The 26,884-nt window shown below is 56.5% G+C and carries 21 protein-coding genes and 1 tRNA gene; 16 read left to right on the forward strand and 6 right to left on the reverse strand.

What is annotated here, in order from left to right; genetic code table 11:
• Positions 1–10: 10 nt before the first annotated feature.
• The 12 genes from aroC (at position 11) to R2940_10640 (ending at position 10,169) form a co-directional block, all read left to right on the forward strand.
• On the forward strand, positions 11–1,177 hold the full coding sequence (gene aroC, locus R2940_10585; GenBank protein MEZ4600220.1) for a chorismate synthase: 1,167 nt from the start codon (positions 11–13) through the stop codon (positions 1,175–1,177).
• A complete protein-coding gene (locus R2940_10590; GenBank protein MEZ4600221.1) occupies positions 1,161–1,697 on the forward strand; it encodes a shikimate kinase in 537 nt (178 codons plus the stop codon). Before aroC ends, R2940_10590 begins: the two co-directional genes overlap by 17 nt.
• Positions 1,690–2,784, forward strand: coding sequence for a 3-dehydroquinate synthase (gene aroB / locus R2940_10595; GenBank protein MEZ4600222.1), 1,095 nt, complete (start codon positions 1,690–1,692; stop codon positions 2,782–2,784). Before R2940_10590 ends, aroB begins: the two co-directional genes overlap by 8 nt.
• 4 nt (positions 2,785–2,788) lie before the next feature.
• Positions 2,789–3,535 carry a tetratricopeptide repeat protein gene (locus R2940_10600; protein ID MEZ4600223.1) on the forward strand — a complete coding sequence of 249 codons (747 nt, stop codon included), beginning with the start codon at positions 2,789–2,791 and terminating at the stop codon, positions 3,533–3,535.
• Complete coding sequence (locus R2940_10605; GenBank protein MEZ4600224.1) at positions 3,525–3,881, forward strand: roadblock/LC7 domain-containing protein; 357 nt, start codon at positions 3,525–3,527, stop codon at positions 3,879–3,881. Before R2940_10600 ends, R2940_10605 begins: the two co-directional genes overlap by 11 nt.
• Positions 3,878–4,339, forward strand: a complete 462-nt coding sequence (aroQ, locus tag R2940_10610; GenBank protein MEZ4600225.1) for a type II 3-dehydroquinate dehydratase — start codon at positions 3,878–3,880, stop codon at positions 4,337–4,339. Before R2940_10605 ends, aroQ begins: the two co-directional genes overlap by 4 nt.
• Positions 4,340–4,349: 10 nt before the next feature.
• Positions 4,350–5,426, forward strand: a complete 1,077-nt coding sequence (locus tag R2940_10615; GenBank protein MEZ4600226.1) for a Xaa-Pro peptidase family protein — start codon at positions 4,350–4,352, stop codon at positions 5,424–5,426.
• Positions 5,427–5,501: 75 nt separating this feature from the next.
• Entirely contained in the window at positions 5,502–5,987 is a 486-nt protein-coding gene (accB, locus tag R2940_10620; protein MEZ4600227.1) for an acetyl-CoA carboxylase biotin carboxyl carrier protein, read from the forward strand.
• 149 nt (positions 5,988–6,136) lie between these two features.
• A complete protein-coding gene (gene accC, locus R2940_10625) occupies positions 6,137–7,474 on the forward strand; it encodes an acetyl-CoA carboxylase biotin carboxylase subunit (protein ID MEZ4600228.1) in 1,338 nt (445 codons plus the stop codon).
• A 190-nt stretch (positions 7,475–7,664) separates the two neighbouring features.
• On the forward strand, positions 7,665–9,188 hold the full coding sequence (locus tag R2940_10630) for a TolC family protein (protein ID MEZ4600229.1): 1,524 nt from the start codon (positions 7,665–7,667) through the stop codon (positions 9,186–9,188).
• A complete protein-coding gene (locus tag R2940_10635; protein ID MEZ4600230.1) occupies positions 9,185–10,018 on the forward strand; it encodes a menaquinone biosynthesis protein in 834 nt (277 codons plus the stop codon). The genes R2940_10630 and R2940_10635 overlap by 4 nt, the downstream gene beginning before the upstream one ends.
• 64 nt (positions 10,019–10,082) lie before the next feature.
• Positions 10,083–10,169, forward strand: a tRNA-Leu gene (locus R2940_10640).
• Positions 10,170–10,293: 124 nt separating this feature from the next.
• Here the strand turns inward: R2940_10640 and R2940_10645 are convergent.
• The 5 genes from R2940_10645 to R2940_10665 all read right to left on the reverse strand — a co-directional run bounded on the left by R2940_10645 (position 10,294) and on the right by R2940_10665 (position 15,826).
• Positions 10,294–10,755 (reverse strand): RES family NAD+ phosphorylase, encoded by a 462-nt coding sequence (locus R2940_10645; GenBank protein MEZ4600231.1) that lies wholly within the window; start codon positions 10,753–10,755, stop codon positions 10,294–10,296.
• Entirely contained in the window at positions 10,755–11,177 is a 423-nt protein-coding gene (locus R2940_10650; GenBank protein ID MEZ4600232.1) for an antitoxin Xre/MbcA/ParS toxin-binding domain-containing protein, read from the reverse strand. Before R2940_10650 ends, R2940_10645 begins: the two co-directional genes overlap by 1 nt.
• 132 nt (positions 11,178–11,309) lie before the next feature.
• On the reverse strand, positions 11,310–12,779 hold the full coding sequence (locus R2940_10655; GenBank protein ID MEZ4600233.1) for a GGDEF domain-containing protein: 1,470 nt from the start codon (positions 12,777–12,779) through the stop codon (positions 11,310–11,312).
• 423 nt (positions 12,780–13,202) lie between these two features.
• A complete protein-coding gene (locus R2940_10660; protein MEZ4600234.1) occupies positions 13,203–15,329 on the reverse strand; it encodes a methyl-accepting chemotaxis protein in 2,127 nt (708 codons plus the stop codon).
• A 32-nt stretch (positions 15,330–15,361) separates the two neighbouring features.
• Complete coding sequence (locus R2940_10665) at positions 15,362–15,826, reverse strand: chemotaxis protein CheW (protein MEZ4600235.1); 465 nt, start codon at positions 15,824–15,826, stop codon at positions 15,362–15,364.
• A gap of 787 nt (positions 15,827–16,613) precedes the next feature.
• Between R2940_10665 and R2940_10670 the strand changes: the two genes are divergently transcribed.
• Entirely contained in the window at positions 16,614–19,826 is a 3,213-nt protein-coding gene (locus R2940_10670; protein ID MEZ4600236.1) for a PAS domain S-box protein, read from the forward strand.
• Between the two features lie 16 nt (positions 19,827–19,842).
• Here R2940_10670 and R2940_10675 read toward each other — a convergent pair whose 3' ends face one another.
• Positions 19,843–21,636: an EAL domain-containing protein gene (locus R2940_10675; protein MEZ4600237.1), complete on the reverse strand. Its 1,794-nt coding sequence runs from the start codon at positions 21,634–21,636 to the stop codon at positions 19,843–19,845.
• Between the two features lie 290 nt (positions 21,637–21,926).
• Here R2940_10675 and R2940_10680 point away from each other — a divergent pair, with 290 nt between their 5' ends.
• The 3 genes from R2940_10680 (at position 21,927) to R2940_10690 (ending at position 26,831) form a co-directional block, all read left to right on the forward strand.
• Positions 21,927–23,543: a response regulator gene (locus R2940_10680; protein MEZ4600238.1), complete on the forward strand. Its 1,617-nt coding sequence runs from the start codon at positions 21,927–21,929 to the stop codon at positions 23,541–23,543.
• Positions 23,543–24,955 (forward strand): sigma-54 dependent transcriptional regulator, encoded by a 1,413-nt coding sequence (locus tag R2940_10685; GenBank protein MEZ4600239.1) that lies wholly within the window; start codon positions 23,543–23,545, stop codon positions 24,953–24,955. The genes R2940_10680 and R2940_10685 overlap by 1 nt, the downstream gene beginning before the upstream one ends.
• Before the next feature lie 415 nt (positions 24,956–25,370).
• Positions 25,371–26,831: a hypothetical protein gene (locus R2940_10690; GenBank protein MEZ4600240.1), complete on the forward strand. Its 1,461-nt coding sequence runs from the start codon at positions 25,371–25,373 to the stop codon at positions 26,829–26,831.
• Positions 26,832–26,884 lie beyond the last annotated feature (53 nt).

Consider the following 26,884-nt stretch of genomic DNA (forward strand, 5'->3'; position numbering starts at 1 on the left):
CAGTGGGAAGATGACGTTGCGTTATTTGACCGCCGGTGAATCCCATGGGCCTGGCCTTACGGCCATCGTCGAGGGAATTCCGGCCAATCTTGAATTGACGGAAGACGATATCAACCGTCACCTGAGCCGTCGCCAGGAGGGTTATGGGCGGGGCGGCCGGATGAAGATCGAAAAGGATCAGGTGTCCTTACTGTCCGGGGTGAGGTGGGGCAGGACCCTCGGTTCGCCGATTACCCTCTCGATCCGCAACCGGGACTGGGAAAACTGGGACAAGACCATGTCGCCTCTGGCGGAAAATCGTCAGGAGGGGGTGGCGGTGACCCATCCCCGGCCCGGCCATGCAGATCTGACGGGGGTCATCAAGTACCGGCAGGAGGATGCGCGGAATATTCTCGAGCGCTCCAGCGCTCGGGAAACGGCTGCCCGGGTGGCGGTGGGAGCGCTTTGTGCGAAGTTTCTTCGGGACCTTGGCATCGAGGTCTTCGGCTATGTTGCTGAAATCGGCGGAGTGGCCGCTTTCAGCGATGAAGAGATGCCTGATTATCGGGAGCGGTTTCAGCGCTGCGAGAACAGTCCCTGCCGTACCTTCGACCCCCGGGCGGAACAGGAGATGATCGCCGCCATCGACCGGGCCAAAGGGGATGGGGATTCCCTGGGTGGAGTGGTCGAGGTGGTGGTGCTCGGGCTTCCTCTGGGGCTGGGCAGCCATGTGCACTGGGACCGCCGGCTCGACGGCCGACTGGCCGGGGCCGTGATGAGCATTCAGGCTTTCAAGGGGGTGGAGATCGGCATCGGTTTCGAGGCCGCCCGCCGGCCGGGGTCCCGGGTGCACGACGAGATCTTTTACGAACAGGGCCGCATCGTGCGGCGCACCAATCGTGCGGGAGGTCTGGAAGGCGGCATGACCAACGGAGCGCCCCTGGTGGTTCGGGGAGCGATGAAGCCGATCCCGACCCTGTATCAGCCGTTGAGAACATTCGACATCGGCACCAAGGAGCCCTATGCGGCGACCGTCGAACGGTCCGATGTGTGCGCCGTTCCCGCCGCAGCGGTGGTTGCCGAAGCGGTTGTCGCCATCGAGCTGGCCGTTGCCATGCTGGAAAAATTCGGGGGCGATGCCATGGAAGAGGTGCGCGAGAACCTGGCTGCCTATCTGCGTCATGTGCGGGAATTCTGACTTTAGAAACATCGTCCTGATCGGCTTCATGGGAGCGGGCAAGAGCACCGTCGGCCGGGCTTTGGCAGCGGCAGCCTCCTTCCGGCTGGTCGATACCGACGATCTGATCATTCAGAACAGAGGCCGGTCCATTCCCCAAATCTTTGCCGAAGAGGGTGAGAAAGCCTTCCGGCGCTATGAGACCGAGGCCCTGCGTTCCCTGGCCGATACAAGGGGGCTGGTGGTAGCCACCGGCGGCGGGATTGTTGGTCGACCGGAAAACTGGGATCTGATGCGCCTTCTGGGGCCCATCGTCTACCTCCGAGCAGGGTGGCCGACCTTGCGGGCCCGCATCGGTGCCTGCACCAACCGGCCGCTGGCGTCCGGTGATCGGTCTGAAGAAGAGGTCGTCGCCCTGTTGCAAAACCGGCTGCCTCTTTACGAACAGGCCGATCTGATCGTCGATACCGAAAACAAAACCGTTGCCGAAGTGATCGACGAGATCCGGCGGGGCATTGAAAACGGATGTGAGCATGGTTGAACGTATCAGAGTCGGGCTCGGGGATCGGGCTTATCCCATCTGGATCGGGGAGGGCATCCTGCAGGATCTGGATGCTGCCCTGAAAGATATCGATTTCCCAAAGAAAGTAGCTCTTGTCTGTCACCCTGCGGTTCACGATCTTTACGGCGAAACGGTCCTGCGGTCCTTGGCCGGGGCCGGTTTTTCCGTCGCCGTCATCCTTGTCCCCGAGGGGGAGGAACACAAGGACCTGGCCACCCTGGAGACCATCTACGATGCCCTCATTCGGCAGGGTTTCGACAGGGGGTCCGGGTTGATCGCCCTCGGCGGCGGCGTCATCGGCGATATGGCCGGCTTCGCCGCGGCGACCTTTCTGCGCGGCATCCCCTATGTTCAGGTTCCCACGACTCTGCTGGCCCAGGTGGACAGTTCGGTGGGAGGCAAAACCGCCGTCAATCATCCCCTGGGAAAGAACCTGATTGGCGCTTTTTACCAGCCCCGGCATGTGCATATCGATGTGGCCACGCTGAAGTCCCTGCCCGGCCGGGAGTTCTGTGCCGGCATGGCGGAGGTGGTCAAGTACGGTGTGATTCGCGATGCGGCATTCTTCCAATGGCTCGAGGAGCATCGGCAGGATCTCCTGCAGATGTCCTCCGAGGCGCTGGTTGCGGCGGTAAAGAAATCTTGCCAAATTAAAGCGAATGTTGTAGAAACGGACGAAAAAGAGAGCTCGGTACGGGCCATTCTCAATTTCGGACATACCTTCGGCCATGCCGTCGAAACCCTCTCCGGTTACGGGGAATACCGGCACGGCGAAGCCGTTGCCATCGGCATGGTGGTGGCCGCGGACATCTCGCGCCGTCTCGGTTTCTGTGATGAAGAGGACGTGAGGGCCATTACAGGCCTGCTGAATTCGTTCCGTCTGCCCACTGTTCCTCCACCTCATAGTGCCGAAGCCTATCGCGAAGCCATGATGCGAGACAAAAAAGTCCAAAAGGGCGTTTTGCGCATGGTTTTCAATCAAGGCATCGGGGACTGCCGGATCGAGGAGATTTCCAACGTGCGGCAGATGCTGAGCGATGTTCTCCAACCGAACTTTTCGGGGTGAGCCGATGACCATGACACAGGAACCTTCTCTCGACAGCTTGATTGCCGGATTTTCCCAGATTCTTGCCAAAGATCCCCATTCCACCGTTTTTGTTTCCCTCTGCGACGCCTACCGTCGTGCAGGCATGCTCGACGAAGCCCTGCAGGTCGCCCGCAAAGGGGTTCAAAACCTCCCCTGGTTCTGTCCTGGGCACGTCGTTCTGGGGAAGATTCAGGTCCAGCTCGGCAAACTGAACGAGGCCCAGGAGGCCTTCAACAAGGCCTTGACTCTCGACGGAGAGAGCCTGGCCGCCCTCAAGGGTCTGGCCGGCGTCTATATCCAGAAAGACCGCCCTGAAATCGCCCGCCAGGTTCTGCAGCGCGCCCTCCAGGTTTATCCCGACAACAGCTCCGTTCGCCACTTGTTGAGCCTGCTGCCGGGAGAACCGGAGGAAGAGGCTGAAGATTCCGAGGTCGCCGTGAGCGATCCGCCCATTGCAACGGTCACCATCGCTGAAGTTTTTCTCAAACAGGGGCTGCTGCCGCAGGCCTGCCAGGTTTATCGGGACATCCTTCAGGCCGAGCCGGGCAATCAAACCATCCGCAAAAAGCTTGAAGAACTAGAAGGTTTTCTGGCTGGGCAGGACGAGCCGGTTTTCCGGGAAAGGGAGGAGACTCCTGAAAAAAGGCCGGCCAGCGGTGTGGACCCCCTGACCATTCTTCAGGGCTGGCTTGAACGAATCCGTCAAAGGAGGCAGTTGTATGTTTCATGACATCCTGCAGGGTATTCTCAGGGAGGCCGATGGAGTCAGTGCGGTACTGATGGGTTATGACGGGCTCCCCGTCGACCAGGTCGACAGACCTTGTGACGGTATCGACCTGAACCTGGTGGCTGTGGAGTACGCCAATGTTCTGAAGGAAGTCAAAAATGCTGTCTCTCTTCTGAACACCGGAGACCTCGAGGAGATGGCCATCCGCACTCAACGCTTTCATGTCATTATCCGTGCCCTGACCGAGGAGTATTTCGTCACCCTGACTCTGCCGAGGGATGGCAATCTGGGCAAGGGGCGGTACCTGCTGCTCCGCGAGAGCAGCCGGTTGTGCGAGGCGCTGCGATGAAAGTTCGCATTCAGGTTCTGCACGGCCCCAACCTGAACCTGCTCGGCACCCGCGAACCGGAAATCTACGGCCGCGAAACCCTGGCCGATATCGATGCCGCGCTTCACATCCTGGCCTCCATGTTCCAGGTGGAGCTCAACATTCTGCAGTCCAATCACGAGGGCGTGCTGATCGACAGGATCCATGCCGCACGACAGGAAGGGGTGGCCGGGCTCCTGATCAACCCCGGCGGATTCACCCATACCAGCGTCGCCTTGAGGGACGCCCTGGCCGCGGTGGCCTTGCCCGTGGTCGAAGTTCACCTGTCCAACATCTTCACCCGCGAGGCCTTCCGCCACCACTCCTACATTACCCCCATCGCCCTGGGACAGATCTGCGGTTTTGGTGCCGCAGGCTATCTTCTGGCCCTCAGGGGCCTCTGTGCTCACCTGGGAATCATGGAATCAGGTTGTAGCTGAAACCGGCTTTATGGTAAAAGACAGAGCCCAGAAATTATCCGGCCTTCTTGATGAACACTCTCTGGACGGCATCCTCATCACTCATCGCCCGAATCTACGCTACCTCTGCGGGTTTTCCGGCACCGATGGCGCCCTTCTGGTCGGTCGCGGCGAAACGGTTTTTCTGACCGATTCCCGGTATACCGAGCAGGCGCGGACAGAGGTCACTGCCGACCGCAGGGTTGAGTATTCGGCGAAGCTGGAAGGGATCGTGCGGCAGGCAAAAGAATCGGGCATGGGAAAAGTCGGCTTTGAGGCCGATACCCTGCCTTTCGCCACCGTTGAGAAGTTGCGTGAGGAAGGCGGCAAAGAGCTCGAATGGCATCCGCTCTCCAAGCCCCTGCACAAACTGCGCTGTCATAAGGATGCCTGCGAGATCGAGATTCTGGAGCAGGCCGCCGACCTGGCCGCCACAGCTTTCGAAGAGATTCTGCCGCTGATTCGTCCGGGCGCCGTGGAGCGGGATGTCGCGCTGGCTCTCGAATTCGCCATGAAACGCCGCGGCGCGGAGGAAAAATCCTTCGATTTCATCGTCGCTTCGGGAGAGCGGGGAGCGCTGCCCCATGGGGTGGCCTCCGATAAGCCGATCCGAGCCGGAGAGCTGGTGACCATCGATTTTGGCGCCCGCTGGCGAGGGTATCATTCGGATGAAACAATCACCCTGGCCGTCGGCCCGGTGGGCGGGGAACTACGGGACATTTACGGGATTGTGCTGGAAGCCCATGACAGGGCGATGCACCAGGTTCGTCCCGGAATCCCTTTGAAAGAACTCGACCGGATTGCGCGGGAGTTCATAGCCAGTCAGGGCTACGGACAGTATTTCGGCCACGGCCTCGGCCACGGGGTCGGCCTCGAAGTTCATGAAAGTCCCACGGTCTCAACCCGTTCCGAAGACGTGGCCGAGGCAGGCATGGTCATCACCATCGAACCCGGCATCTATATCCCCGGACGCGGTGGCGTCCGCATCGAGGACACGGTGCTGATCACAGAAAATGGTTTCAGGAAGATTACGCGGCTGGCAAAGGATTTTCTCACCGTTCCCGGGTAAAATCTTTTAGCGGTTTTCGGCAATGGCGCATCCTGGCCCAAGTAACCTTCACATGACACAAGGAGTGGATACCTGATGGATATCAAAGATCTCAAAACCCTGATTAAAATGGTTACGGAAACGGATATCACCGAATTCGAAGTGGAGAGCGAAGGCGAAAAAGTGATCATTCGCAGGGGCGGCCCTTCGCCTCAGGTTACCGTCACCGCAGTACCGGCTCCGGTGACTCCGGCCCAGGGTTTCGCCGCCCCGGCCCAGCCCGCCCAGCCTGTCACGGCATCGGAAGCTCCTGCTCCGAAGGAAGCGGCGGCCGAGACCGGGTTGGAAACAATCCTCTCGCCCATCGTCGGTACTTTTTATCGCTCTCCCTCGCCCGAATCCGATCCCTATGTGGATGCCGGGATAGAGGTCGCCAAAGGTCAGGTGCTGTGCATCGTCGAGGCGATGAAGCTGATGAACGAGATCGAAGCCGAATTTAAATGCAAAATCGTCAAGATTCTCAAGGAGAATGCCCAGCCGGTCGAGTTCGGCGAACCTCTGTTTCTGGTGGAGAGGCTGTAGAAAGGCGGTTGCTAGTGACTGGTTGCTAGTTGCTAGTGAAGGGCTAAGGGCTGATTGCCGGTTAAATTTTAATAGTTGTTGGTCGGCCTGGTCAGATTTTGCCAGCCACCAGCCACCAGCTACCAGCAACGATTTTGGAGATTGACTTCATGTTTCACAAGATTCTGATTGCCAATCGGGGCGAAATCGCCTTGCGTGTCATTCGTGCCTGCAAGGAGCTGGGCATCAAGACCGTCGCCGTCCATTCCGATGTCGACAGTGAATCCCTGCACGTCAAGCTGGCCGACGAGAGCATCTGTATCGGTCCGGCGGCTAGCGGCAAGAGTTATCTCAATATCCGCGCCATCATCAGTGCAGCCGAGGTCACCGACGCCGATGCCATCCATCCCGGTTACGGGTTTCTGGCCGAAAATGCCGAGTTCGCCGAAATCTGCGGGAACTGCGGCATCACGTTCATCGGGCCTTCTCCTGAAAACATGCGCCTGATGGGCGACAAGATCAGTGCGCGTCAGACCGTCACCAAGGCCGGAGTTCCCATTCTGCCCGGAACCACCGAAGGGGTGCACAGCATCGACCAGGCGAAGAAAATCGCCGCAGAAATCGGCTATCCGGTCATCATCAAGGCCACCGCCGGCGGCGGCGGTCGCGGCATGAAAGTGGTCCACTCCCCGGCGTCCCTGCCCAATGCCTTTGCTGCCGCGCGTTCCGAAGCCCAGGCGGGTTTCGGCAATCCGGACGTCTACATCGAGAAATACTGCGTGAACCCCCGGCATGTCGAGGTGCAGATCCTGGCCGACAAGCACGGCAACGTCATCCACCTCGGGGAAAGAGACTGTTCCATCCAGCGGCGCCATCAGAAACTGCTGGAAGAGGCACCCTGCCCGGTACTCAGCCCCCAACTGCGGAAAAAGATGGGGGATTGCGCCGTCGCCGCAGCCAAGGCGGTCAACTATTCCAGCGTCGGCACCATGGAATTTCTGCTCGACGCCGATCACAACTTCTATTTCATGGAGATGAACACCCGCGTCCAGGTTGAACACCCTGTTACCGAAATGGTCACCGGCGTGGATATCATCCGCGAACAGATTCGTTCCGCCGCCGGGCTGCCCCTGCGCTACAAGCAGTCCGACATAAAGATCTCGGGCCATGCCATCGAATGCCGCATCAACGCCGAACACCCCTTCAAGTTCACCCCTTCGCCCGGCCGCATCGAGGGGTACCATCCCCCGGGAGGTCTTGGCGTGCGTGTGGACAGCGCTGTTTACGACAAGTATACGGTCCTGCCCCATTACGATTCGATGGTGGCCAAGCTGATCGTGCACGCCGAAAACCGGGAAGAGGCGATCAAACGCATGGCCCGCTCCCTGGACGAATACATTATCGGCGGCATCCGCACCACCATCATGCTGCATCAGAGAATCATGAACAACAAGGAGTTCCAGGAAGGCAACGTCGATACCGGCTTCATGGAAAACCTGGTTCTTTGACCTGACTTTGCCAACTGTAATCCGGAAACGGAACATAGAGGAAAAACCAATACGGGATTGGGGAACGCAGACCCGGTCCCGTTTTTTATCAAACCCTGATTAACAGGGCAGAATCCAAAAGCATGTACCAAAGAGGCCACAGAGGCTGTTTGGTGAGGTTCTTTAGAGGTTCGCATGGGGAGTTGTTGCCTTGTTGGATAAATTCCTGCTGGTCATATTCCTTATCCTTCTTGCCTGGCCTGCAATGGCAGAGGAACATCGGCTCCCTGCCCAAAAATCGGATCCTTTTCCGCTGACCCTGCATCAGGCCGTGCGCATCGCCCTGGAAAACAATCTCAATCTGAAGGCCGAGGAGCTTGACACCAGGGCAAGCCAGGCTCTGGTGCAACGGGGCTACGGCCTATACGATCCCCGCCTGTTGTTCGATCTGGCCATTGGCGAACGCCAGGAACGGCTCAATGAGGTGTTTTTCGGCTCCGATGTAAGCCAAAAATACAGGCTTTTCAATATCTCTTTGTCACAGAATCTGCCCACCGGGGCGCAAATGGATCTTTCCTTTCAAAACCTTCGATCCGATCAGGATCCCGCTCCGGGAATCAATCCCGCCTATAGCAGTCTGGTACGGCTCAGTCTGGTACAGCCCCTTCTGCAGGGATTCGGTTCCACCGTGACCGAACAGGAGATCCTGTTCGCCGTCAAGGATCGGGAAGTGTCGGTCAACAACCTGCGGGAGCAGGCCCTGCAGCTGCTCGCACAGGTTCGCGACACCTATTTCGAAGCCCTCCGGCTGCGGGAAAACCTGGATTACAGGGAAACCTCAGTGGATCTTGCGGCCCGGATCCTGGCCGAAACCCGGGCCAGGGTCGAAGCCGGTGCGCTGCCGCCGGTCGATATCCTGGAAGCGGAAGTCGGCCTTAAACAGCGTCAGCGGGACAGGCTGGATGCCGAACGGGCTCTGCTCGACAGCCTTGACCGTTTGGCCGTTCTGCTTGGAATCCCGGGTCCTGTCGCCCTTGCCCAGCCGGCCCTGGAGCAGCCGGACATTGTGGTCGATCAGGACCGTGCCTTCCTTACGGCTCTGGTCAAGCGTCCGGATCTTCAGGCCCGCCTCCGACAGATTGAAAAACTCGAACTGGAAAGCCGCATCCGGCGTAACGATCTGTTGCCGGAACTCGACCTTGCGGCCAGCTACGGCCACTCAGGACTCGGATCGAGCTACGGTCGCGACCTCGAGGATATCGGCAGTGGCGATTTTCCGAGCTGGGAGCTCGGTCTGCTCCTCTCCTATCCCCTGGGAAACCGGGAGGCCCGGTACGATTACAAACGGATTCAGTTTCTGCTGAAGGGTGAAAGGGCCCGGGTCCAGCAGTTCAAACACGAAATCCTGCAGGAAATACGAGCCGCCATCCGTCAGATCGAGGTGACGGCTGAACTGATTGATGTGAGTGCCAGCGGGCTGGAATTTGCGAAAGAAAAGCTGAGGATTCTGCTCAAAAGGCAGGAAGTCGGACTGGCCACCACCAGGGATGTGCTGGAAGGGGAGGAGGACCTGGCCGAAGCAAAGACTGACCTCACAGCGGCCAGGGCCAATTACAACAAAGCCATCACCCTCTATTATCAGGTAACCGGACTCCTGCTGGAGGAAGCCGGAGTGCGCTTCGCCGGAAATTTCGAGGATGAATCCCGGTCAATGCTGCAGCTGGGTATGCCATGACCCTGCGGGTCGGTCACATCGCCTACGCCAACTGCATCCCCTTTTTTCACCATCTCGCCGCCAGCGGGTTCTCCGGCCGGATCGTTTCAGGGGTACCGAGCGAGCTCAATCGCCTGCTGGCAATCGGAGAACTCGATATCAGTCCTTCTTCCTCCTTCGAATACGGCCGCAACTGGTCGGAGTATTGCCTGTTCCCCGATCTGTCCATCAGTTCCATCGGCGCCGTCAGAAGCGTGCTGCTGTTCAGCCATGTCCCCCTGAAAAGATTGGCGGAAAAGCCCATTGCCATGACCGGCGAATCGGCGACTTCCGTCAACCTGCTGCGCATCCTGCTGCAGGAGTTCCTGGGCTTTCATGATGAAGTGTCTTTACAAACCCAAGTCTCGGTCGAAGAAAGCATTGCCGCCGGCGACAATGGACTTCTGATCGGCGACCGCGCCCTGAGGGCCTCGCTGTCTCCCATTGCTCCCTACGTTTTCGATCTGGGGGAATTGTGGAAGGATTTTACCGGCCTTCCCTTCGTCTTTGCCCTCTGGATCATAGGCATCCGGGCCTCCGAAACCAAAAACCGTGCCTTGGCGATTCTGCAGAAGCAACTGCGGGCCAGCCTCGAACGAACCCTGTGCGATCCGGCAAGGACTGCATCCGAAGTTTCGGGATACAACTGGTTCGGGGAAAGAAACCTGGCCGAATACTGGCGTGCCGTTTCCTATGACTTCTCGCCCGCCCACAGAGAAGGCCTGGAGCTTTTTTTCCGTCTGGCGGAAAAACATCGGTTGCTGCCCGGCAAGCCCGAATTGCGTTTTTTTGAAGAAGCTGAAATCATCTGATCATGCTTTTGCGTTGACGGTCACTCTCCAATCAACTAGTATTGTTCACCATTTCAAATAACAGGCCCGGGTGGCGGAACTGGCAGACGCAAGGGACTTAAAATCCCTCGGCCGCAAGGCTGTACGGGTTCGATTCCCGTCCCGGGCACCACAAATAGAAAGGGATTTCAGTGATTGATTCAAGTCATGAAGTCCCTTTTTCTTCAGGTACTTACAAAATATTTTTCTCAAATCGAATTGTGGCGAGGGGTAAACAGGCACCACAGATTGGTGCCCTATTGTTTTTTCAGTAACCTCCGATCGACCTGGTAGGGATCAATAGCGACAATTTTTATGGTGCCGGCCTGCGGGTGTCTGGGGTTTATGATGAGGTTGTTTTCCTGGGGAAGGATCGCAGAGGGGACCAGGAGCCCCAGGGAGGTTTCGTTTTTTGCCCAGGCGTCGCCGATTTCGTTGACTTCAGCCGAGGCGGGGTAGGTGGCCCAGTTCTTAGGGAGCTGCCTTGGGTCTAACGTCTCGATAAATTCATCCGGTATTTCCATTGTGACCATAACCAGGTTCTCCGGAAACACGTCCATGCTCATGTGGACCAAGGTTTCCAATACCGCCAAGGAGGCTGCTGCCGCGGTGTAGATCATCGGAACCCCCTTCGAGTTCCAACGCCCACCAAACAGACGGGCACCCTCCCCGCTGAGGTCCTTGGCTCGGGGGGAGGGAACAACACGGAATGCTTTCATCAGGCGTAGACTCCGTATTCGATGCGGCCCAGCTCGTCTTCAATCATCCGGACCCCGGAAAAGGTGTCCATCATTTCAATCGGGGCGTTGCCACCAAGAGCTACGCAAGGCTCTTTCAGCCATTTGACAGCTTTTTCTCGGCTCCCGAAGACCTCTTCCGCTCGGATCAGGATTTTGGCCACCTGGACCACATGGTCGGACAGGTCTTGAGGCAGGGCCCTGTGTTCTTTCTCGTATCGCTGAAGGGTACGATGAGAAACCGGGAGAATGTGCTCCAACGCGGAAATCGGGACGTTCAAGCAACTTGCCAGCGCAGCAATGGCCTTGGCCGGCAGCCCTTTCCGTATGGTTTCCACCAAAACCAGTGGATTGTCAAAACTATTGTGGATGCCAAGGGTTTCCCCGAGAGCGAGACTTTTCACGGCCATCCTCCGGTAGGTTTTTATTATTATGCGTCAATTGTCACCGAATGCGCGCCACTTGTCAAGGGGATAGCTTCGCCGGCAGATGCTGCCGAGTTTTGCATGTTTTTGATCTCTGGACCAGTATGGCAATCAAAATTTGGGGTGGCTGCAACTCCCGAGGGTGATATCCTTGGTGTCATCGAAGGTGCAGGTTGTGATCCTGTTGCGACCTTTGGCCTTGCTGGCATAAAGGGCCTGGTCCACCCGCTCCAAGAGACGTTTCCAATCGGTTTCGCATTGGTCGGCCAGATATTCCAAAACCCCCACGCTGATGGTGATCTGAACCGTCTGGTTCCTGAAAACAAAGCGTTCATTCTCTATTGTCCGCCGCAATCTTTCAGCCAATGTCATGGCGCCTTGCTTTGAAGTTTCCGGTGACACCAGGAGGAATTCGTCTCCGCCGTAACGGAAGGCGAAATCAGTGCCTCTGACTAATTCCTTTACAACATAGGCAATGCGCTGCAGAACCAGGTCTCCGCTCAGATGGCCCCAGGTGTCGTTGATCTCCTTGAAGTGGTCGACGTCGAACATGATCAAAGACAATGGATACTGATAGCGTTGACCTCGTTTCAATTCATTTTCAAGGATGTAAGCCATCCAGGTCCGGTTATAAAGCCCGGTCAAGCCATCAAGCCGGGCCCGCTCCAACTGGGCCTGGTTAACTAGCAGCCGGCGAATCAACGGTCCCGTGGCCAGTACGGTGACGATGACGATCAGTATCGTGGCGGTAGTGATGGCCGCAAAGAGGCTCAGCTTCTGACGATGAAGATCCCGGAAAAACAATCTCGTATCGACGACTGCATAAACAAGCCAATCACTCTCCGCTAGGGGGATCGACGAAAGTTCATAATGGTCGGTGGCCTTGCTGTTCTGCAAAAAAAGCTTCAAGGTTTCCCTGGCTTCCAAATGGGGGCAATCTGCAGGCCAATAAAGGATAGTTGCTTCTCGGGCGATGGCCATATGGCTCGCGGGATTGCAGTTGGAAGACAAAATATTTTCCATCCGGACATCATCAAAGATCAGGACGTCGTAACCAACTCTGCCTGGTCCATCCAGAATGGGGGAGATATAGAGCAGGCGGCTATGCCCTTCGATTGCAACAGGACCTGCGACCTGGATGGATTGAGGGAAGCGGTTCCCGAAGAGGGTTTCCAGTTCCGCAGGCAATGCGAGGCCGGCCGAGTAGAGCCGCGTCCCATCCGGGCCAAAACGGGTGATGCCCGCAATTTCAGGGTGGGCAACCATGCCGTCGGCGAGTTTGTCCCGGCTAAAAGCGATCAATTCAGCCTGATCGATTTCCCCCTTGAGGAACTGGATCTGTTTATTGCGGATAGCGGTGCGACTCGCCATCTGACGAGCGGTGTTGCGATGACTTTCCAGAATTTCATGGAGGAGCTTGTGGCCGCTTTCCAGATAAAACTGAATTTCCTTGGCATTGGCTGTTTCCAGCCGGCGAACCAGGGGACGGAAGCCGAAGACATAGGAGCAGAGAGCCAGCAGAAAGCAGCTCAGGGCGATAACTCCATAGATTTTATAAATGTCTTTTCGGTAACCTTCCAAGGAATGCACCTTCCATTCGAATTCATGAAACCGCAATTGGAATTTTTATGCCCAGAAAACCGGCAATTGAAGAATTTTGGGGGATGAATCGAAAATTTTTGATTTCATTGAAAGAAATAGTTGGAATGGGGGTTAATGCAGGGAAGGATCTTGTAGCCAATTGATATTGAACGGCCTCAAAATCTTTGATTGTCAAATTTTCTTTTTAAGTAGAAGCTTCCTGTCAAATGTTATAGGGATGCCTTTCGGCCGGCTAGGGACTTTTCGGTCCTGGACATGGTGAATTCATTGAGAGCCTGCGAGTGAAAACGCTAGGATCCTGCTGCCGCTGCGGAGACTTGTTCGAAAGGTACCAACATGGCAATTGATTTATCTGTTATGCAGCCCCGCGACGGGTTTTCGCGGGGCTCTCGTTCACTGCTTTCAGAATCTGCCGAATTCATTGTCGTCAAGGGCAATGACCGGTTTGGAAGAGCCGCCATCTTTCTTCTTGGCCGGCGGGGTGCCCGGAGCCAAAATTCTTGCCTTGGTACTGCTGGTCTGCTGCGCCTGATTCTGGCCCTTGATTTTGAATCGGGAAAGCATCTGCCGCAACTGTTCGGCCTGGCTTGACAATTCTTCGGCCGCGGCGGCACTCTCTTCGGCGTTGGCGGTATTCTGCTGGGTGACCTGGTCGATCTGCCCCAGACCCTGGTTGACCTGGGCAAAACCTTCGGACTGTTCCTGGGAGGCGGCGGCGATTTCGCTGACCAGGTCGGTGGCCTTGATCACGCCGGCGACGATCTCCTGCAGGGCCTTTTCGGTGTTGCTGGCAATCTCGGTGCCGTTGCTGGTCTTCTGCACCGACCCCTCGATGAGTTCGGCCGTTTCCTTGGCTGCCTGGGCGCTGCGGGCCGCCAGGTTGCGCACCTCCTCGGCCACCACCGCAAACCCCTTGCCGTGCTGCCCGGCACGGGCGGCTTCCACCGCGGCATTCAGGGCGAGAAGATTGGTTTGGAAGGCGATCTCGTCGATGACCTTGATGATCTTCGAAATATTCTGGCCCGCCTCGTTGATCTCGAACATGGCGGAGACCATTTGCTGCATCTGCCGGTTGCCCTGCTCGGCTGCGGATTTGGCCTGGTTGACCAGTTTGTTGGCCTGCCCGGCGTTGTCGGCGTTCTGCCTGGTCTGGGAGGCCAGTTGGGTCATTGAAGCGGTGATTTCCTCCACCGAGGCGGCGGACTCGGTGGCGCCCTGCGAGAGACTTTGGGCGCCGTCGGAGATCTGCGAGGAGCCGGAGGCGATCTGCTCGCCGGCCACCTGGATCTGCCCCAGGATCTCATTGAGGTTTGAAACCATGGCGCTGAGGGATTTTCCAAGGGCATCCTTATCGGAGGCGAGAGAAATCTCCGTGGTCAAATCCCCGGTGGCAATCCGTTCGGCCAATTCGGCCTTTTCCTTGAGCTTGTTGACCATGTTGCGGATGGCGGCATAAAGGCTTTCCGCCTTCTCGCCCTGTTTCGGCAGGTCGAGATCCAGGTCGCCTGCGGCCACCTGACTGGCGACGCCGATGACGTAGGCGGGATCACCGCCCATCTGGCCGAGGATGTTACGGGTGATATAGGTGGCCACCCCGATACCGAGCAGGATGGCAAAGACACTGATGACCAGAATCAGGATTTCCGCCCGGCGGTTGTCGGCCTGCAGTTTCGGGCCGAGCGCGTCCTGCTCGCCTTTGATGTCCAGCTTCACCTCTTCGACATGGGCGGCAATTTCAGGACCCAGTTTGTCCAGGCGGTTTTCCACGATTTGATTGCGGGTCTGAATCAGGCGGGTCACCTCGGCAAACGAGGCGGCATAGGAATCCATCTGCCCATTGATCTCATTCAGAAGGCGACGATTTTCAGAACTGTTCAGCTCTTGCTGCAGAACGCCGAGGCTCTTCTCCATCTCGGCGAATTCTTTCCCGACCCGATCGATGGCTGACTGTTCATTGCTTTCCAGGAACTTGACGACGTACAGACGGGCCAGCAGCAGATTTCTCATGGCCAGGGAGGTTTGATAGGCCGCATTCATGTTGCCCGATTGACGGGCGGAAAGGAGAATCTCCGTCAGGTTTTTCTCGATCTGGGGTCCGACCATGTCCAGCACTCCAAGCACCTGCCGGTTCCTTTTGGTGACAAGCGCTACGACCTCCTGAAAGCCTTTCTCATAGTCCGCCAGCTTGGCGTCGATATCGTCGATCAGGGCTGCCCGCTCGGGATCTTGAATTTCGGACTGGGCGTCTTTCATGAAGCCGGACACCTTCTGCCAGTAGTCGGCAAACTCCTGCTTGTCCTGGTCGCTGCCGGTGATCAGGAAATCCTTGACGTTCATCCGCACCATCAGCATGTTGGCCTGCACCTGGCCGCTCAGGTTGGTGTCCCGGGCCAAACCCCGGTAAGCCTGGAAGCCCACGGTACTGCCGAACAGAGCCTGAAAACCTACAGCGCCGATCGCTAAAAGCAAGACCAGGACCAGGCTGAATCCGAAGGTCAACTTTTTCTTCAAGGTCATATTCTCAAACATGGAAGTGTCCTTTCGTTAAGATGGTATCAGAATCAGGCAGCCAGAATTTTTTGTGTATCGAGCAGGATCCGGATGTTATCCCCCACCTTGCCGAGTCCCTTGACATAACTGCCGGCCGCTTGTATCGATTGGCTGCCGGCGGGTTCCACCTGGGTTTCAGGGATATCGATCACTTCGTTGACCCGGTCGACCACCAGCCCCATGGTCTGGCCGGAGACTTCCGTCACCACGATGCAGGTGCGCTCATCGTAGTCGCGTTGGGGCAGATGGAAGCGGACTCTCATATCCATGACCGGGATGACCTGACCGCGCAGATTGATGACCCCTTTGATGAAAGACGGCATGTCCGGTACCTGGGTAATTTTTTGCAATCCGATGATTTCGATGACATCCCCGATATCCAGACCGTAATTCTCCTCGGCAAGGCGAAAGGTCAGATACTTGTCCTTTTGGGTGTCTTCCTGGAAACGGGTTTCCAACTGTTCCTCTTCAGCCATAAAACTCCTCCTTTGGTTCTGTCTTAAGGGCATGCAGACGAAATTTGCAGTTCAAAAAACTTAAAAGTTTATGACGGGATTTGGAATAGTCATGCCAATGGAGTGTGAAATGGGGGAGGCTTTGAAGAGATAAAATAAAGAGCACTCAAATTATTGATAAAACGATGATTTTAAAATTCAAATAAATTCTGGGCAGCATTTGATTTATCTGTTTTAGATTTTCGGGGTATTTGACGATAAATGATTCCTGATAAAAACAAGTTTTTTTGTCAAAATTTTTTTACAGAATGGTCTTTCGCTTCGTTCGGCCAACTGGTTTTTGCTCTCTTTCATTAAGTGATGAAAGCACTGTGTGCTCCTTTCCCTTCTTGAAGTGGAACAAGAGTTGCACAATCATTTTTGACGCCACTTTTTTCCACTTTTTTGACCCGGTTTATTCATGCTTTCTCCGCAGAGATTCAGGTTCGCATTCTCCTGTCTTCATCTTCGGGATTACCCTGTTGACCTTGCTTCAGGTCTCCCCATGCATTGGCAGGACACGGCACCGGCATCGAACCGGATATCCGGAACAAGATATTCGATCCGTTTTTTACCACGAAGGCTGTCGGAGAAGGGACCGGCCTTGGGTTGTCGGTGTCCTTCCAGATTATCGTCCAGCGTCATCGCGGGGAAATGACGATGGATTCGGAGCCGGGCCATTGGACAAGATTCCGCATCAAATTGCCTCTGAGGACCTTGAAGAGGCCATTACAGGAACAGAGGGATAAAAGGCTGTGTGATGAAAACCATGTCTATACAAGTACCTGATCATGTCCTGCAGAAGTGGCAGCGCATGGCCGACCTCCTGAGTCGGATGGCCGATGTCCCTGTTGCCCTGGTTATGCGCGTTGCTCATCCCAACATCGAGGTATGCGCATCGAGTTCTGGGAAGAACAATCCGTATCATGCGGGCGACAGCGAACTCCTGCGGGATTCGGGCCTCTACTGCGAAACAGTCGTCAGGACCCGCGGCAGGCTGCTGGTGCCCAACGCTCTGGCCGATCCGCAGTGGATGGGCAATCCCGACATCAGATTCGGACTCATCGCCTACCTGGGCTTTCCTGTTTTCAGGCCTGACGGGCAGGTTTTTGGTACGCTCTGTATCCTCGACAGCAAGGAAAACCGTTTTTCCCCGGATATTGAAGATCTGATGTTGGAGTTCAAGGATCTTCTTGAAAGCCACCTTGCACTTTTATCGAGCAATGCCGAGGCGCAAAGGGCCATGGAAATGGCCCGCATGGGTCACTGGGAATATAGTGTGGCCGAGGATCTCTTCACCTTCAACGACAGGTTTTATCGAATCTACGGGGTGACGGCGGAAGAGGTGGGGGGGTACCGCATGTCTGCGGCGGAGTACGCCCGGCGCTTCGTGCATCCCGCTGACCGGCACCTGGTTGCGGAGGAAATCCGTAAAGCGCTGGAAATGGAAGGAAATTACTTTCTCCGACGGGTGGATCACCGGCTTATCCGGGGGGACGGGACCGTTGGACACATCTCGGTCGGTTACTCCCGAGTCCAGGATGACGCGGGGAAGACCATCGGTATGCATGGCGGCAACCAGGATATCACCGAGCGCAAGAACACCGAAAACGAGTTGCGCCGCAGCCAGGCCGAATTAAAGAGGCGGATCGAGGAGCAGCGGGAAATGGAAACAAAACTGCGCCGGGTCAACGACCTGCTCACCAATCTCGCCGAGCAGGTTCCGGGAGTCATCTATCAAGCCCGGCTCTTTACGAACGGGCGCACCTGCTTCCCCTATGCCAGCCCCGGTATGAGCGATATCTTCGAGGTGACCCCCGAAGAGGTGCGGGAAAGTGCCGAACCGGTCTTCGAAAGGTTGCATCCGGAAGACCGGGATGCCCTCTTCGACGCCATTTTCGAGTCGGCCCGCTCCCTGGAGATTTTCCAGTTCGAGTTTCGGGTCCTTCTCCCCGGGCAGGGGCTGCGCTGGCTCAGCTGCAGGTCCAAGCCGATGCGGATGGAGGATGGCGGAACCCTTTGGCACGGCATGATCTGGGACATCACTCAGAGCAAGATCGCGGAGGAAAAGCTCGCCCATTCCCACGATCTCATGAGCTACATCATCGAACACGACCGCAGTGCCGTAGCCGTCCACGACAAGGACCTGAAATACATTTATGTGAGCAGGCAGTATCTCGAGCAGTACGGGGTCAAGGAACAGGATATCATCGGCAAGCACCATTACGAAGTTTTCCCGGATCTTCCGCAGAAATGGCGGGACGTGCACCAGCGGGCCCTGCAGGGGGAAGTGTCGAGCGCCGAGGAGGACCCCTATGTCCGGCAGGACGGTTTTATCGACTGGACCCGCTGGGAATGCCGGCCATGGCATGAAGCGGACGGTTCCATCGGCGGCATCATCGTCTATACCGAGGTCATCACTCCCCGTAAAAAGACCGAGGAAGCCCTTCGCCTCATGGCCAGCCAGTACGCCACCCTCCTGCGAACCTCCCAGGACGGCTTCTGGCTCGTCAATCGGGAGGGCCGTCTGCTGGAGGTCAATGAAGCCTACTGCTGGATGGTCGGCTTTCCCCGGGAACAGATGCTGGGCCGCCATATCCGCGAATTGATCGACGGGGAGAGCCTGGAAGAGATCGAGCATCGCATTCGGGAGATCTGCGAGCAGGGGTATTCCCGTTTCGAAAGCCGCCACCGAACGGCGGACGGACGGGGGATTGATGTAGAGATCAGCACTTCCTACTGGTCGGAAGGGGAGCGCATCATCGTTTTCATCAGGAACATTACCGAGCGGAAAAAATACGAAAACGCCCTCAAAAAGAGCGAACACCGGTTCCGCACCTTTGTCGAAAACATCAACGACATTATTTTTTCCGTGAATCCGAAAGGAAATCTGACCTACGTTTCCCCGAACTGGTTACACTTTCTGGGTGAACCGGCCCATGAAGCCATAGGTCGCTCTTTCGAGCATTACATTCATACTGATGACCTGAAATTCTGGCGTAATCATCTTGCCCAGGTCCTGCAGGGTGAGGAATCATCCGGAAGCGTGGAGTACCGGGTCCGGCATCAGGAGGGGCATTGGCTGTGGCACACCTCCAGCGGTTCGCCCCTGCGCAACGAAGCCGGGGAGGTCATCAGCTGGATCGGCGTCGCCCGCGACGTGACCGAACAGAAGAAGATGCAGGATTTCATGATCCAGACCGAAAAGATCATGTCGCTGGGCACCATGGCGGCGGGGATGGCCCATGAGATCAACAATCCTCTCAGCATCATTTCACAGGGGGTGCAGAACGTGCTGCGCCGCACACGGCAGGAGCTGCCGGGCAACCTCACCACGGCCAAGGAGTGCGGAATCTCCTTCGAGGGGCTTGGCCTGTATCTGACCAGAAGAAACGTGTTCCGCTCGCTGGAGGCGATCATGGCTGCCGTGGACAGGTCGGCTGCCATCGTCACCAACATGCTGGAATTCAGCCGGCGGAGCGATGCCATGCCAATTCCCTGCAATCTCAACCGGATTCTGGAGAAATCGGTTCAATTGGCCGGAACCGACTATGACCTGAAGAAAAAATACGATTTCAGGAACATCCGCATCGAAACCGAATTTTCCCTCGAAGCCCCTGTCCCCTGCATTCCCTCGGAGCTGGAGCAGGTCTTGCTCAATCTGCTGCGCAACAGCGCCCAGAGTTTCCAGGGGGTGGAAAGAGAGGTGCCGACCATTGCGCTGCGAAGCTGGGACGATGGGGAATGGGCTTTTATCGAGGTCGAGGACAACGGCAGCGGGATCGAGGAGGAGGTCAGAAAGAATATTTTCGATCCTTTCTTCACCACCAAAAAAGTCGGCGAGGGGACGGGACTCGGCCTTTCCGTTTCCTACCACATCATCGTGCAGCGGCACGGGGGGAAGATATCGGTCGAATCGGAGGCGGGAGAATGGACCCGCTTCCGCATCTGTCTGCCGATTCCAAAAAAGATCTCCAGGTGATGAAAAGCACAGGCTCTCAGGGAGTCATCAGGAATCCGGAAATCGCGTCTCCCGGAACCGGTCGGGAATAGAAAAAGCCTTGATGGAGGTGGCATCCGAGCTGGCTCAGCATCTCCTTTTGCACGGCGGTTTCCACCCCCTCCGCCACCAACTCGAGACCGAAAACCGAAGCCATGTTTTTCATGACCTTGATCAGCTCATGAGTTTTTGGATCCCTGTCCATTTTGTGGATGAAACTCATGTCGATCTTGAGATGGTCCACCGGAAATCTGTTGAGGTATTCGAGAGAGGAATACCCGGTGCCGAAATCGTCGATGCTGATCCTGACTCCTAGATCCTTGTATTGATGAAGTATCCTGGTGGTCTCCACCACATTGGTCATGAGTACGCTTTCGGTGATTTCGATGCAGAGCCGGGTCGGATCAAAACCGGTGCGCTCGATGATTCCCTTGAATCGGGAGATCAGGGCCTGCTGGAAGAACTGTTTTCCGGAAACATTCATCGACAGGGTCAGATTTTCTCGGCAAAGACCTTTTTCGCACCAGGTGCGGCAACCGGTTTCCAGCGCCCATTCTCCCAGTTCAGAGATGAATCCGCACTCCTCGGCAATGGGGATGAACTCCCCCGGCGAGATCGGTCCGTACTGCTTGCTGTTCCAGCGCAGCAGGCCTTCAAATCCGAAAAGTTTTCCAGTTTTCTGGTTTAAGATGGGTTGAAAGGCGAGGAAAAATTCCCCCTTGGCGAGAGCTTCCGGCATCTCCTTTTCCAGGGCCAGGCGCCGCAGGTGCTCCTGATGAAGAAGGTCGTCGTAAATGACCATCTGGCTGCAGAGGTTCTTTTTGGCTTGTAGATGAGCGAAGGTCGCTTCGTTGACCGGTTTTTCCCAGGCCGTATCTTGTGTTGAAAAAAGGGAGAGGCCGAAAACGAAGCCGACGTTGAAGGATTCCTTTTCGAGCAGATAGGAACGTCTGATCGATTCCTCAACAGCGGATGCAAAAGCGACCACCTCCTCTCGGTCCCGACCCTGCAGAAGAGCCGCGAATTCATCGCTTCCCATACGAAAAACTTTTGTATTCTCCCCGGAAAACTCCGCAAGTCTTTTCCCGACCGCAATCAGAAGCTGGTCGCCGAGGGAGTAGCCGTAGGCGTCGTTGAGATTTCTCAGGCCGCTGATGTCAAAGAGGAGGAAACCGAAGTGGTTGTTTCCCTGCCCGGTTTCGAGGTTCCCCAGCTCGCTCATGCACAGACGACGGTTTCCGAGCCGGGTCAGGGCGTCGTGATGGGCTTCGTGTTCAAGCTGCTGCTGCACCAGTTTTCTGGCCTCTATCTCCGCTTCCAGGTACGAGGTCTTTTCCCTGACCTCCTTTTCCAGCTGTTGCCGGTAGTCCTTCTCCGATTGGAGCAGGATGGCTTTTTCCAGTGCCTTGCGGACCACATGGTCGAGGATCTCCAGATCCTGGACGGGCTTGAGGATGTAGTCCCAGGCGCCGAGACGCAGGGCGCTGATGACATTTTCCATCAATCCGGTTCCTGAAACGATGATGGCAGGGGTGAGCGGAGCGATATTTTTCATCGCTTCGACCACCTTCAGCCCGTCCATGACCGGCATGCGGATATCGGTGAGTACGGCGTCGGGGTTTTCCCGCTGCAGCATTTCGATCCCCTGCTGGCCGTTTTCGGCTTCCAGCACCTGGTAACCGGCGTCCTCGAGAAAGTCCATCATAATCATGCGGGCCGGCTCCTCGTCATCAATGACCAGAATTCGGGCTTTCGCGGCTTGTGTTATCAACGGCTGGACAACTGCTTGCATAGGGTCTCCCAAAAATGCGGTTACTGTTCTGGGAATGAAAAATATATGCCGATCCAGCTGCACAACGATCGATTCGGACTGTTTTTGCAAGGTTGCTGGATTTACGAGCTTTCCCCCGGATTCCAAAGGCAAGCCATCAGCGGGCCGAGGAGGGACTTAAAATTTTCTTGATAGGTGGTCGCATTTTTTGTCAAAATTTCCTGTCGTACTCGGACCTGAAATTACTGAATCTTTTCGATAACCAGTACGGTACGACAACGAAACCATGGGATTTGGGTGAGGGGGACGGCGTGGCAAAAATCCTGATCATCGATGACGATGCAGATCACCGTTTTTTGATCAGCGAGTATCTGCTGGACCTGGGGTATGAGGTGGCGGAAGCTGCCGACGGACGCCAGGGGGTGGAGAAGGTGTTCGACGAGGATCCGGACCTTGTCTTATGCGACCTCCGCATGCCGGAAATGGATGGACTTGAGGTGCTGAAAACGGTTGTCCCCCGGAAACCTGGTCTGCCTATCGTGGTCATATCCGGCGCGGGTCTCATGAACGATGCGATTGAAGCCCTGCGCCAGGGTGCCTGGGATTACCTGGTGAAGCCTGTAAAAGATCCCCATTTCCTGGAACATGCCATTGCCAGGTCCCTGGAGCGGGCCCATCTGCTCAAGATCGAGCAGGAGTACCAGCAAGGGTTGGAGACGGAAATCCGCAAAAGTCATCAGGACCTGCAGACGAGCAGAGCCTCTCTTATTGAGAAAAGCGGCGTTCTCGAAGCCCTTTTCAGCAGCATTCCGGCCGGCCTCTATTACCTGGACCCGGCCGGAATTTTTCTGGATGTCAATCTGCCCCTGGCCAAGCTGTTCGAGAAATCGAGGCAGGAGATGATCGGCAGGTCCCTGCAGGACTTCCCGGAGCTTTCCTCGCTGCCTCATCTGGAAAATCCGGAACGAGAATTTCATGTCCGGCGCTTCCGGATCGGGGACAGGGATCTCGATTTCGGTATCAAGAGATCCACCATTTATTCCGGCGAGGGGAGGTTGATCGGCACTGTTGGGCTGGTCCTTGACGTCACCGAATCGATCCAGGAGGCAGCCGAGGCCAAAAAACGGGAGCAGCAGATCCTCCAGGCGGACAAGATGATCTCCCTCGGCATCCTGACCGCCGGTGTTGCCCATGAAATCAACAACCCTACCCAGGTGATCATGTCCAATGCGCCGGTCGTCCGCAAAGCCTGGCAAGGGATCCGTACGATCCTCGACGACCATGCCGAGCAGCATGGGGATTTTCCGATGGCAGGGCTACCCTACTCACGGATGCGGGAAAAGCTCGCTCAACTCCTGGACTCTATCGAGGAGAGCGCAGAGCGGATCAAAAATATCGTTCACGGCATGAAGGACTTCGCCCGGTTCGATGCCGAGGATGCCAGGGAGCAGCTGGATGTCAACCCGGTGCTGGAGAAGACTTTGAAGCTGGTCGGGGGCAGACTGCGAAAGTGCTGCCACCGCCTGCAGGTGGTTTACGGGGAAAACCTCCCCCGGATCCGGGGAAATCCGGTCCAGCTGGAACAGGTATTCGTCAATCTGATACTCAATGCCGCCGAAGCGTTGCCGTCCCCCGACCGAGCCATCGAGGTCTCCACGACCTTTCATGCGGACACGAAGAATATCCTGGTGGAATTCCGGGACGAGGGGGTGGGGATGCCTCTGGATGTCCTCAAAAATATTTTCGATCCCTTTTACACCACCAAAAGGGATATGGGAGGCACCGGCCTGGGGCTGGCGATCAGCAACCGGATCGTGCAGAAGCATGGTGGGGAAATTCTTTTCGTCTCCGAGCAGGGGAGGGGGACCATCGCGACCGTCGTTCTTCCCGTCGAGGTCGGAGATGGCGCAGAAGGGGGAGGATGCTGATGCAGGAGCTTTTTCCGGAATATCCCGTACTGGTTGTGGACGATGAGCCTCTTGTCCTGGAGGGCCTGGAGATGGCCCTCTGCTCGGAGGGGTTCAACAACCTGCGGTTGGAGGGAGACCCCCGAAAAGTTGTGAACCTGCTGGAGCGGGAGACCTACGAGGCCGTTCTGCTCGATATCCACATGCCCGGCCTCTCCGGGGATAATCTGCTGATCCGGATCAAGGAGCGGCGGCCGGACATACCGGTGATTATGGTGACCGGAGTGGATGACGTGAAGATGGCGGTCTCCTGCATCCGCAAGGGGGCCTACGACTACCTGCTGAAGCCGGTGCGGAACGAGGATCTCGCGGCCTGCCTGTGCCGCGCTCTGGAAACCAGCCGGCTGCGGCGGGAAAATACCCGACTGACGGAAAAGCTCCTTTCCGGTCACCTGGACCATCCAGAAGTCTTTGCGGACCTCATCACCCGCGATCCGGCGATGCTCAATCTGTTTCGCTATTGCGAAGCCGTTGCCTCGAGCCAGGAGCCGATTTTGATTACCGGCGAAACAGGCACCGGCAAGGAGCTCATGGCCCGGGCCGCCCATGCCCTGAGCGGCAGGACAGGGGAGTTCGTCGCCTTGAATATTGCCGCCCTCGACGATCAGGCCTTTTCCGACACTCTGTTCGGCCATGTTCGGGGGGCCTTTACCGGCGCTGAACGTCCCCGGTCCGGTTTTTTGGAGAAAGCCGCCGGCGGCACGCTTTTCCTGGACGAGATCGGCGACATGAGTCTGGCCAGCCAGATCCGCCTGCTGCGGGTCCTGCAGGAACGGGAATTTTTCCCCCTCGGTTCCGATGTCGCCAAACCGTTGAAGGCGCGACTGGTTGTGGCGACCAACCGCGATCTTGCTCACCTGCGGAATCCGGCACTCTTCCGGCCGGATTTCTATTTTCGCATCAAAACCCACCATATCCATCTGCCCCCCCTGCGCGAGAGGAAACAGGATCTGCCCCTGCTGATCGACTTTTTCCTCAATCAGGCTGCCAAGGGCGGCGATAAAGCCTCCCCTTTGTTGCCGCCGTCGCTGCTGGAAAAACTCAGCCGCTACGCTTTTCCTGGCAATATTCGGGAGTTGCGGGCTCTGGTATTCGATATGGTGGCAGCCGCAGAGGGGAATATTCTGGACCCCGAAAAGTTGACCTGGACCGATTCAAACGGCCCTGCGGAAGTTTTTCAGGAGAACAAACAGGACGTGTTCCCGGATCTGTTGCGAAACCTGAATCGATTGCCTACCCTCAAGGAAGCCGGCCGGATCCTGATCGAGGAGGCCCTGCGGCGCTCAAAGGGCAACCAGCGGGAAGCCTCCAGCCTGCTCGGTATCACACCCCAGGCGTTGAGCAGTCGGCTGAAGCAGTTGAAAGGGCAGTGAATAAATTTTGGTTTTACGAAACAATGTTTTGCTATGATTTCAATCTTCGCCCTGTCATGAAATATTCAGCATTCTTGATGCTGGACGTGAATTTAATCCTGGGTTATGATGCGTTCTCCTGAAACGAGAAGGTTGCTTTGCAGTGCAATGTAATACGGGGTTTGATTCTCTTTCGAGTCGATAAGCCGCTGACCTTACCACCCTTCGAGGCCCGCTCCCCTTTCCCCCTGTCCGGCTCCTTCATCATCAGGATTGTCCGGTTTTTTTGCACCCAGCCCGTTCATCCGACTGAGGCGGCAGGACCCGGTTTGAAGATCGAGCGGCGCAGCCGTTTTCGATAGAGGAGGTGGTTGGCCCAATGGGGGGCCAGCGGCAGAGCCTGTCATATGTCTTAATGATCAGTGAGGAGGAGGAAATGAAAATGCGATGGTTAGGTGTTTTGCTTGCGGTCGCGGCGATGATGCTGCCGGCGGCCCCGTCCCAGGCGGAGATCGAATTTTTCGGCACGGCCAAGATCAAGCCGACTTTTTATGATGATTTCGATTTTCAGAGTTCTAAGAACGATGGCCCCATCGTCAATGAAGGCGGTGTTACCGCCGGAGAGCATATCCGGGGGGAGTTGCGGCTCGGTTGGAGCGCCAAGGGAGACAAGTGGTCGGTGAAAATGATTGCCGAGGCCGACATTATCTATGAAAAGGATAATGTCGATCGTTCGTTCTATAACACGACTTCAAAAGAAGGTCTGCCGAATTCCGGCGCGGAGTTTGGCATTGAGCGGGCCGAACTGTTGTACAGCTTTCTCCCCTGTCTTGAACTGGAGACGGGATGGGATATCCGCGCTCTCGATATTCAAACAGGCGGTCTTTTGTACGGTGATGATCACCCCTTCCTGGGTTTTCGCGGCAAAATTGTCGAAGGAACCCGGTACGAAGCTCTTTACATCCCCGTTCAGAACCGTTATCCGCTCAGCACAGCCAGTCCTCCAGAATGGCGGGGGTCCAGTGCGGACGACTGGCGAGTCTACAGCCTGAAGCTCATTCAGGATTTTGGCGGTGAGGGTGTTGCACCGAAAACCTCTTTTTTCGGCAACTCGGCAGCCGAGAGGGATATTCTGAAGTTTTCGGTCAGCCCGTTCTATGCGTACAGCGACAACGATTCGCGGCAGGCGAAGGTCCATTACTTCGGCCTGGAAGTGACCGGACAGGCAGGCTGGTTCAAGCCCTCCTTTGAAATTGTCGGCGCTGACGGCGATTTCGACAGCGGTAACGATATTTCATCCTGGGCCATGTTTGGCGGTCTCGAAATGACTGTGAGCAAGGTTTTCAATCCCTATGTTGCTTTTCGCTACACCCAGGGCGACGACGATGCGAGCGATGATGATGTCGAGGGCTGGGTCGGAATTACCGATATCGGCCGTTTTACACCTCTGATGGGCATGGACGGCAATATTCTCGGGGAAGATCTGGGCCAGAGCTATGGAGCCACTCTCTATTCCTATTCGCCCGAACGTGCTGTCGGTTCCAATCTTTACGGCGGCATAAGCAACCGCGGCAGCGGTGACAATCCCGGACAGAAGCTGATCGCAGTCGGCAGCCGCGGCGATCTTTCCGCCCTGCTGCCCGGCCTCATGTACAAGACCCAGGCCTTTTTCATCTGGTACGATGAGACCGACAACCTGACGAATGTGGCCAATCCCGGACAAAAGGTCGACGACTACGCAGGAACGACCGTCGATATGCAGCTGGCCTATGCCTTCAACAAGAACTTTGCCATCGACTACATCTTCTCGACCTTCATTCCTGGTGAGGGGATCGAGGATCAGTTTGGCGACGACAATGCTTACGTCCACGCCATAACCCTGTCATGGACCTACTGATTCGGCAAGCGATTGTACCGGCAGGTTGCGTTTAAGGCGCGGCCTGCCGGGCC

Source organism: Syntrophotaleaceae bacterium (assembly GCA_041390365.1).
GTDB lineage: Bacteria > Desulfobacterota > Desulfuromonadia > Desulfuromonadales > Syntrophotaleaceae > JAWKQB01.

Excerpts from the sequence above, each read along its gene's own strand:
- R2940_10600 (MEZ4600223.1), top strand. The coding sequence starts at position 2,789 with ATGACCATGACACAGGAACCTTCTCTCGACAGCTTGATTGCCGGATTT.
- R2940_10605 (MEZ4600224.1), top strand. The coding sequence starts at position 3,525 with ATGTTTCATGACATCCTGCAGGGTATTCTCAGGGAGGCCGATGGAGTC.
- R2940_10665 (MEZ4600235.1), bottom strand. The coding sequence starts at position 15,826 with ATGGCTGAAGAGGAACAGTTGGAAACCCGTTTCCAGGAAGACACCCAA.
- aroQ (MEZ4600225.1), top strand. The coding sequence starts at position 3,878 with ATGAAAGTTCGCATTCAGGTTCTGCACGGCCCCAACCTGAACCTGCTC.
- accB (MEZ4600227.1), top strand. The coding sequence starts at position 5,502 with ATGGATATCAAAGATCTCAAAACCCTGATTAAAATGGTTACGGAAACG.
- aroC (MEZ4600220.1), top strand. The coding sequence starts at position 11 with ATGACGTTGCGTTATTTGACCGCCGGTGAATCCCATGGGCCTGGCCTT.
- R2940_10635 (MEZ4600230.1), top strand. The coding sequence starts at position 9,185 with ATGACCCTGCGGGTCGGTCACATCGCCTACGCCAACTGCATCCCCTTT.
- aroB (MEZ4600222.1), top strand. The coding sequence starts at position 1,690 with ATGGTTGAACGTATCAGAGTCGGGCTCGGGGATCGGGCTTATCCCATC.
- R2940_10615 (MEZ4600226.1), top strand. The coding sequence starts at position 4,350 with ATGGTAAAAGACAGAGCCCAGAAATTATCCGGCCTTCTTGATGAACAC.
- R2940_10645 (MEZ4600231.1), bottom strand. The coding sequence starts at position 10,755 with ATGAAAGCATTCCGTGTTGTTCCCTCCCCCCGAGCCAAGGACCTCAGC.
- R2940_10590 (MEZ4600221.1), top strand. The coding sequence starts at position 1,161 with ATGTGCGGGAATTCTGACTTTAGAAACATCGTCCTGATCGGCTTCATG.
- accC (MEZ4600228.1), top strand. The coding sequence starts at position 6,137 with ATGTTTCACAAGATTCTGATTGCCAATCGGGGCGAAATCGCCTTGCGT.
- R2940_10670 (MEZ4600236.1), top strand. The coding sequence starts at position 16,614 with ATGTCTATACAAGTACCTGATCATGTCCTGCAGAAGTGGCAGCGCATG.
- R2940_10690 (MEZ4600240.1), top strand. The coding sequence starts at position 25,371 with ATGAAAATGCGATGGTTAGGTGTTTTGCTTGCGGTCGCGGCGATGATG.
- R2940_10685 (MEZ4600239.1), top strand. The coding sequence starts at position 23,543 with ATGCAGGAGCTTTTTCCGGAATATCCCGTACTGGTTGTGGACGATGAG.
- R2940_10675 (MEZ4600237.1), bottom strand. The coding sequence starts at position 21,636 with ATGCAAGCAGTTGTCCAGCCGTTGATAACACAAGCCGCGAAAGCCCGA.
- R2940_10660 (MEZ4600234.1), bottom strand. The coding sequence starts at position 15,329 with ATGTTTGAGAATATGACCTTGAAGAAAAAGTTGACCTTCGGATTCAGC.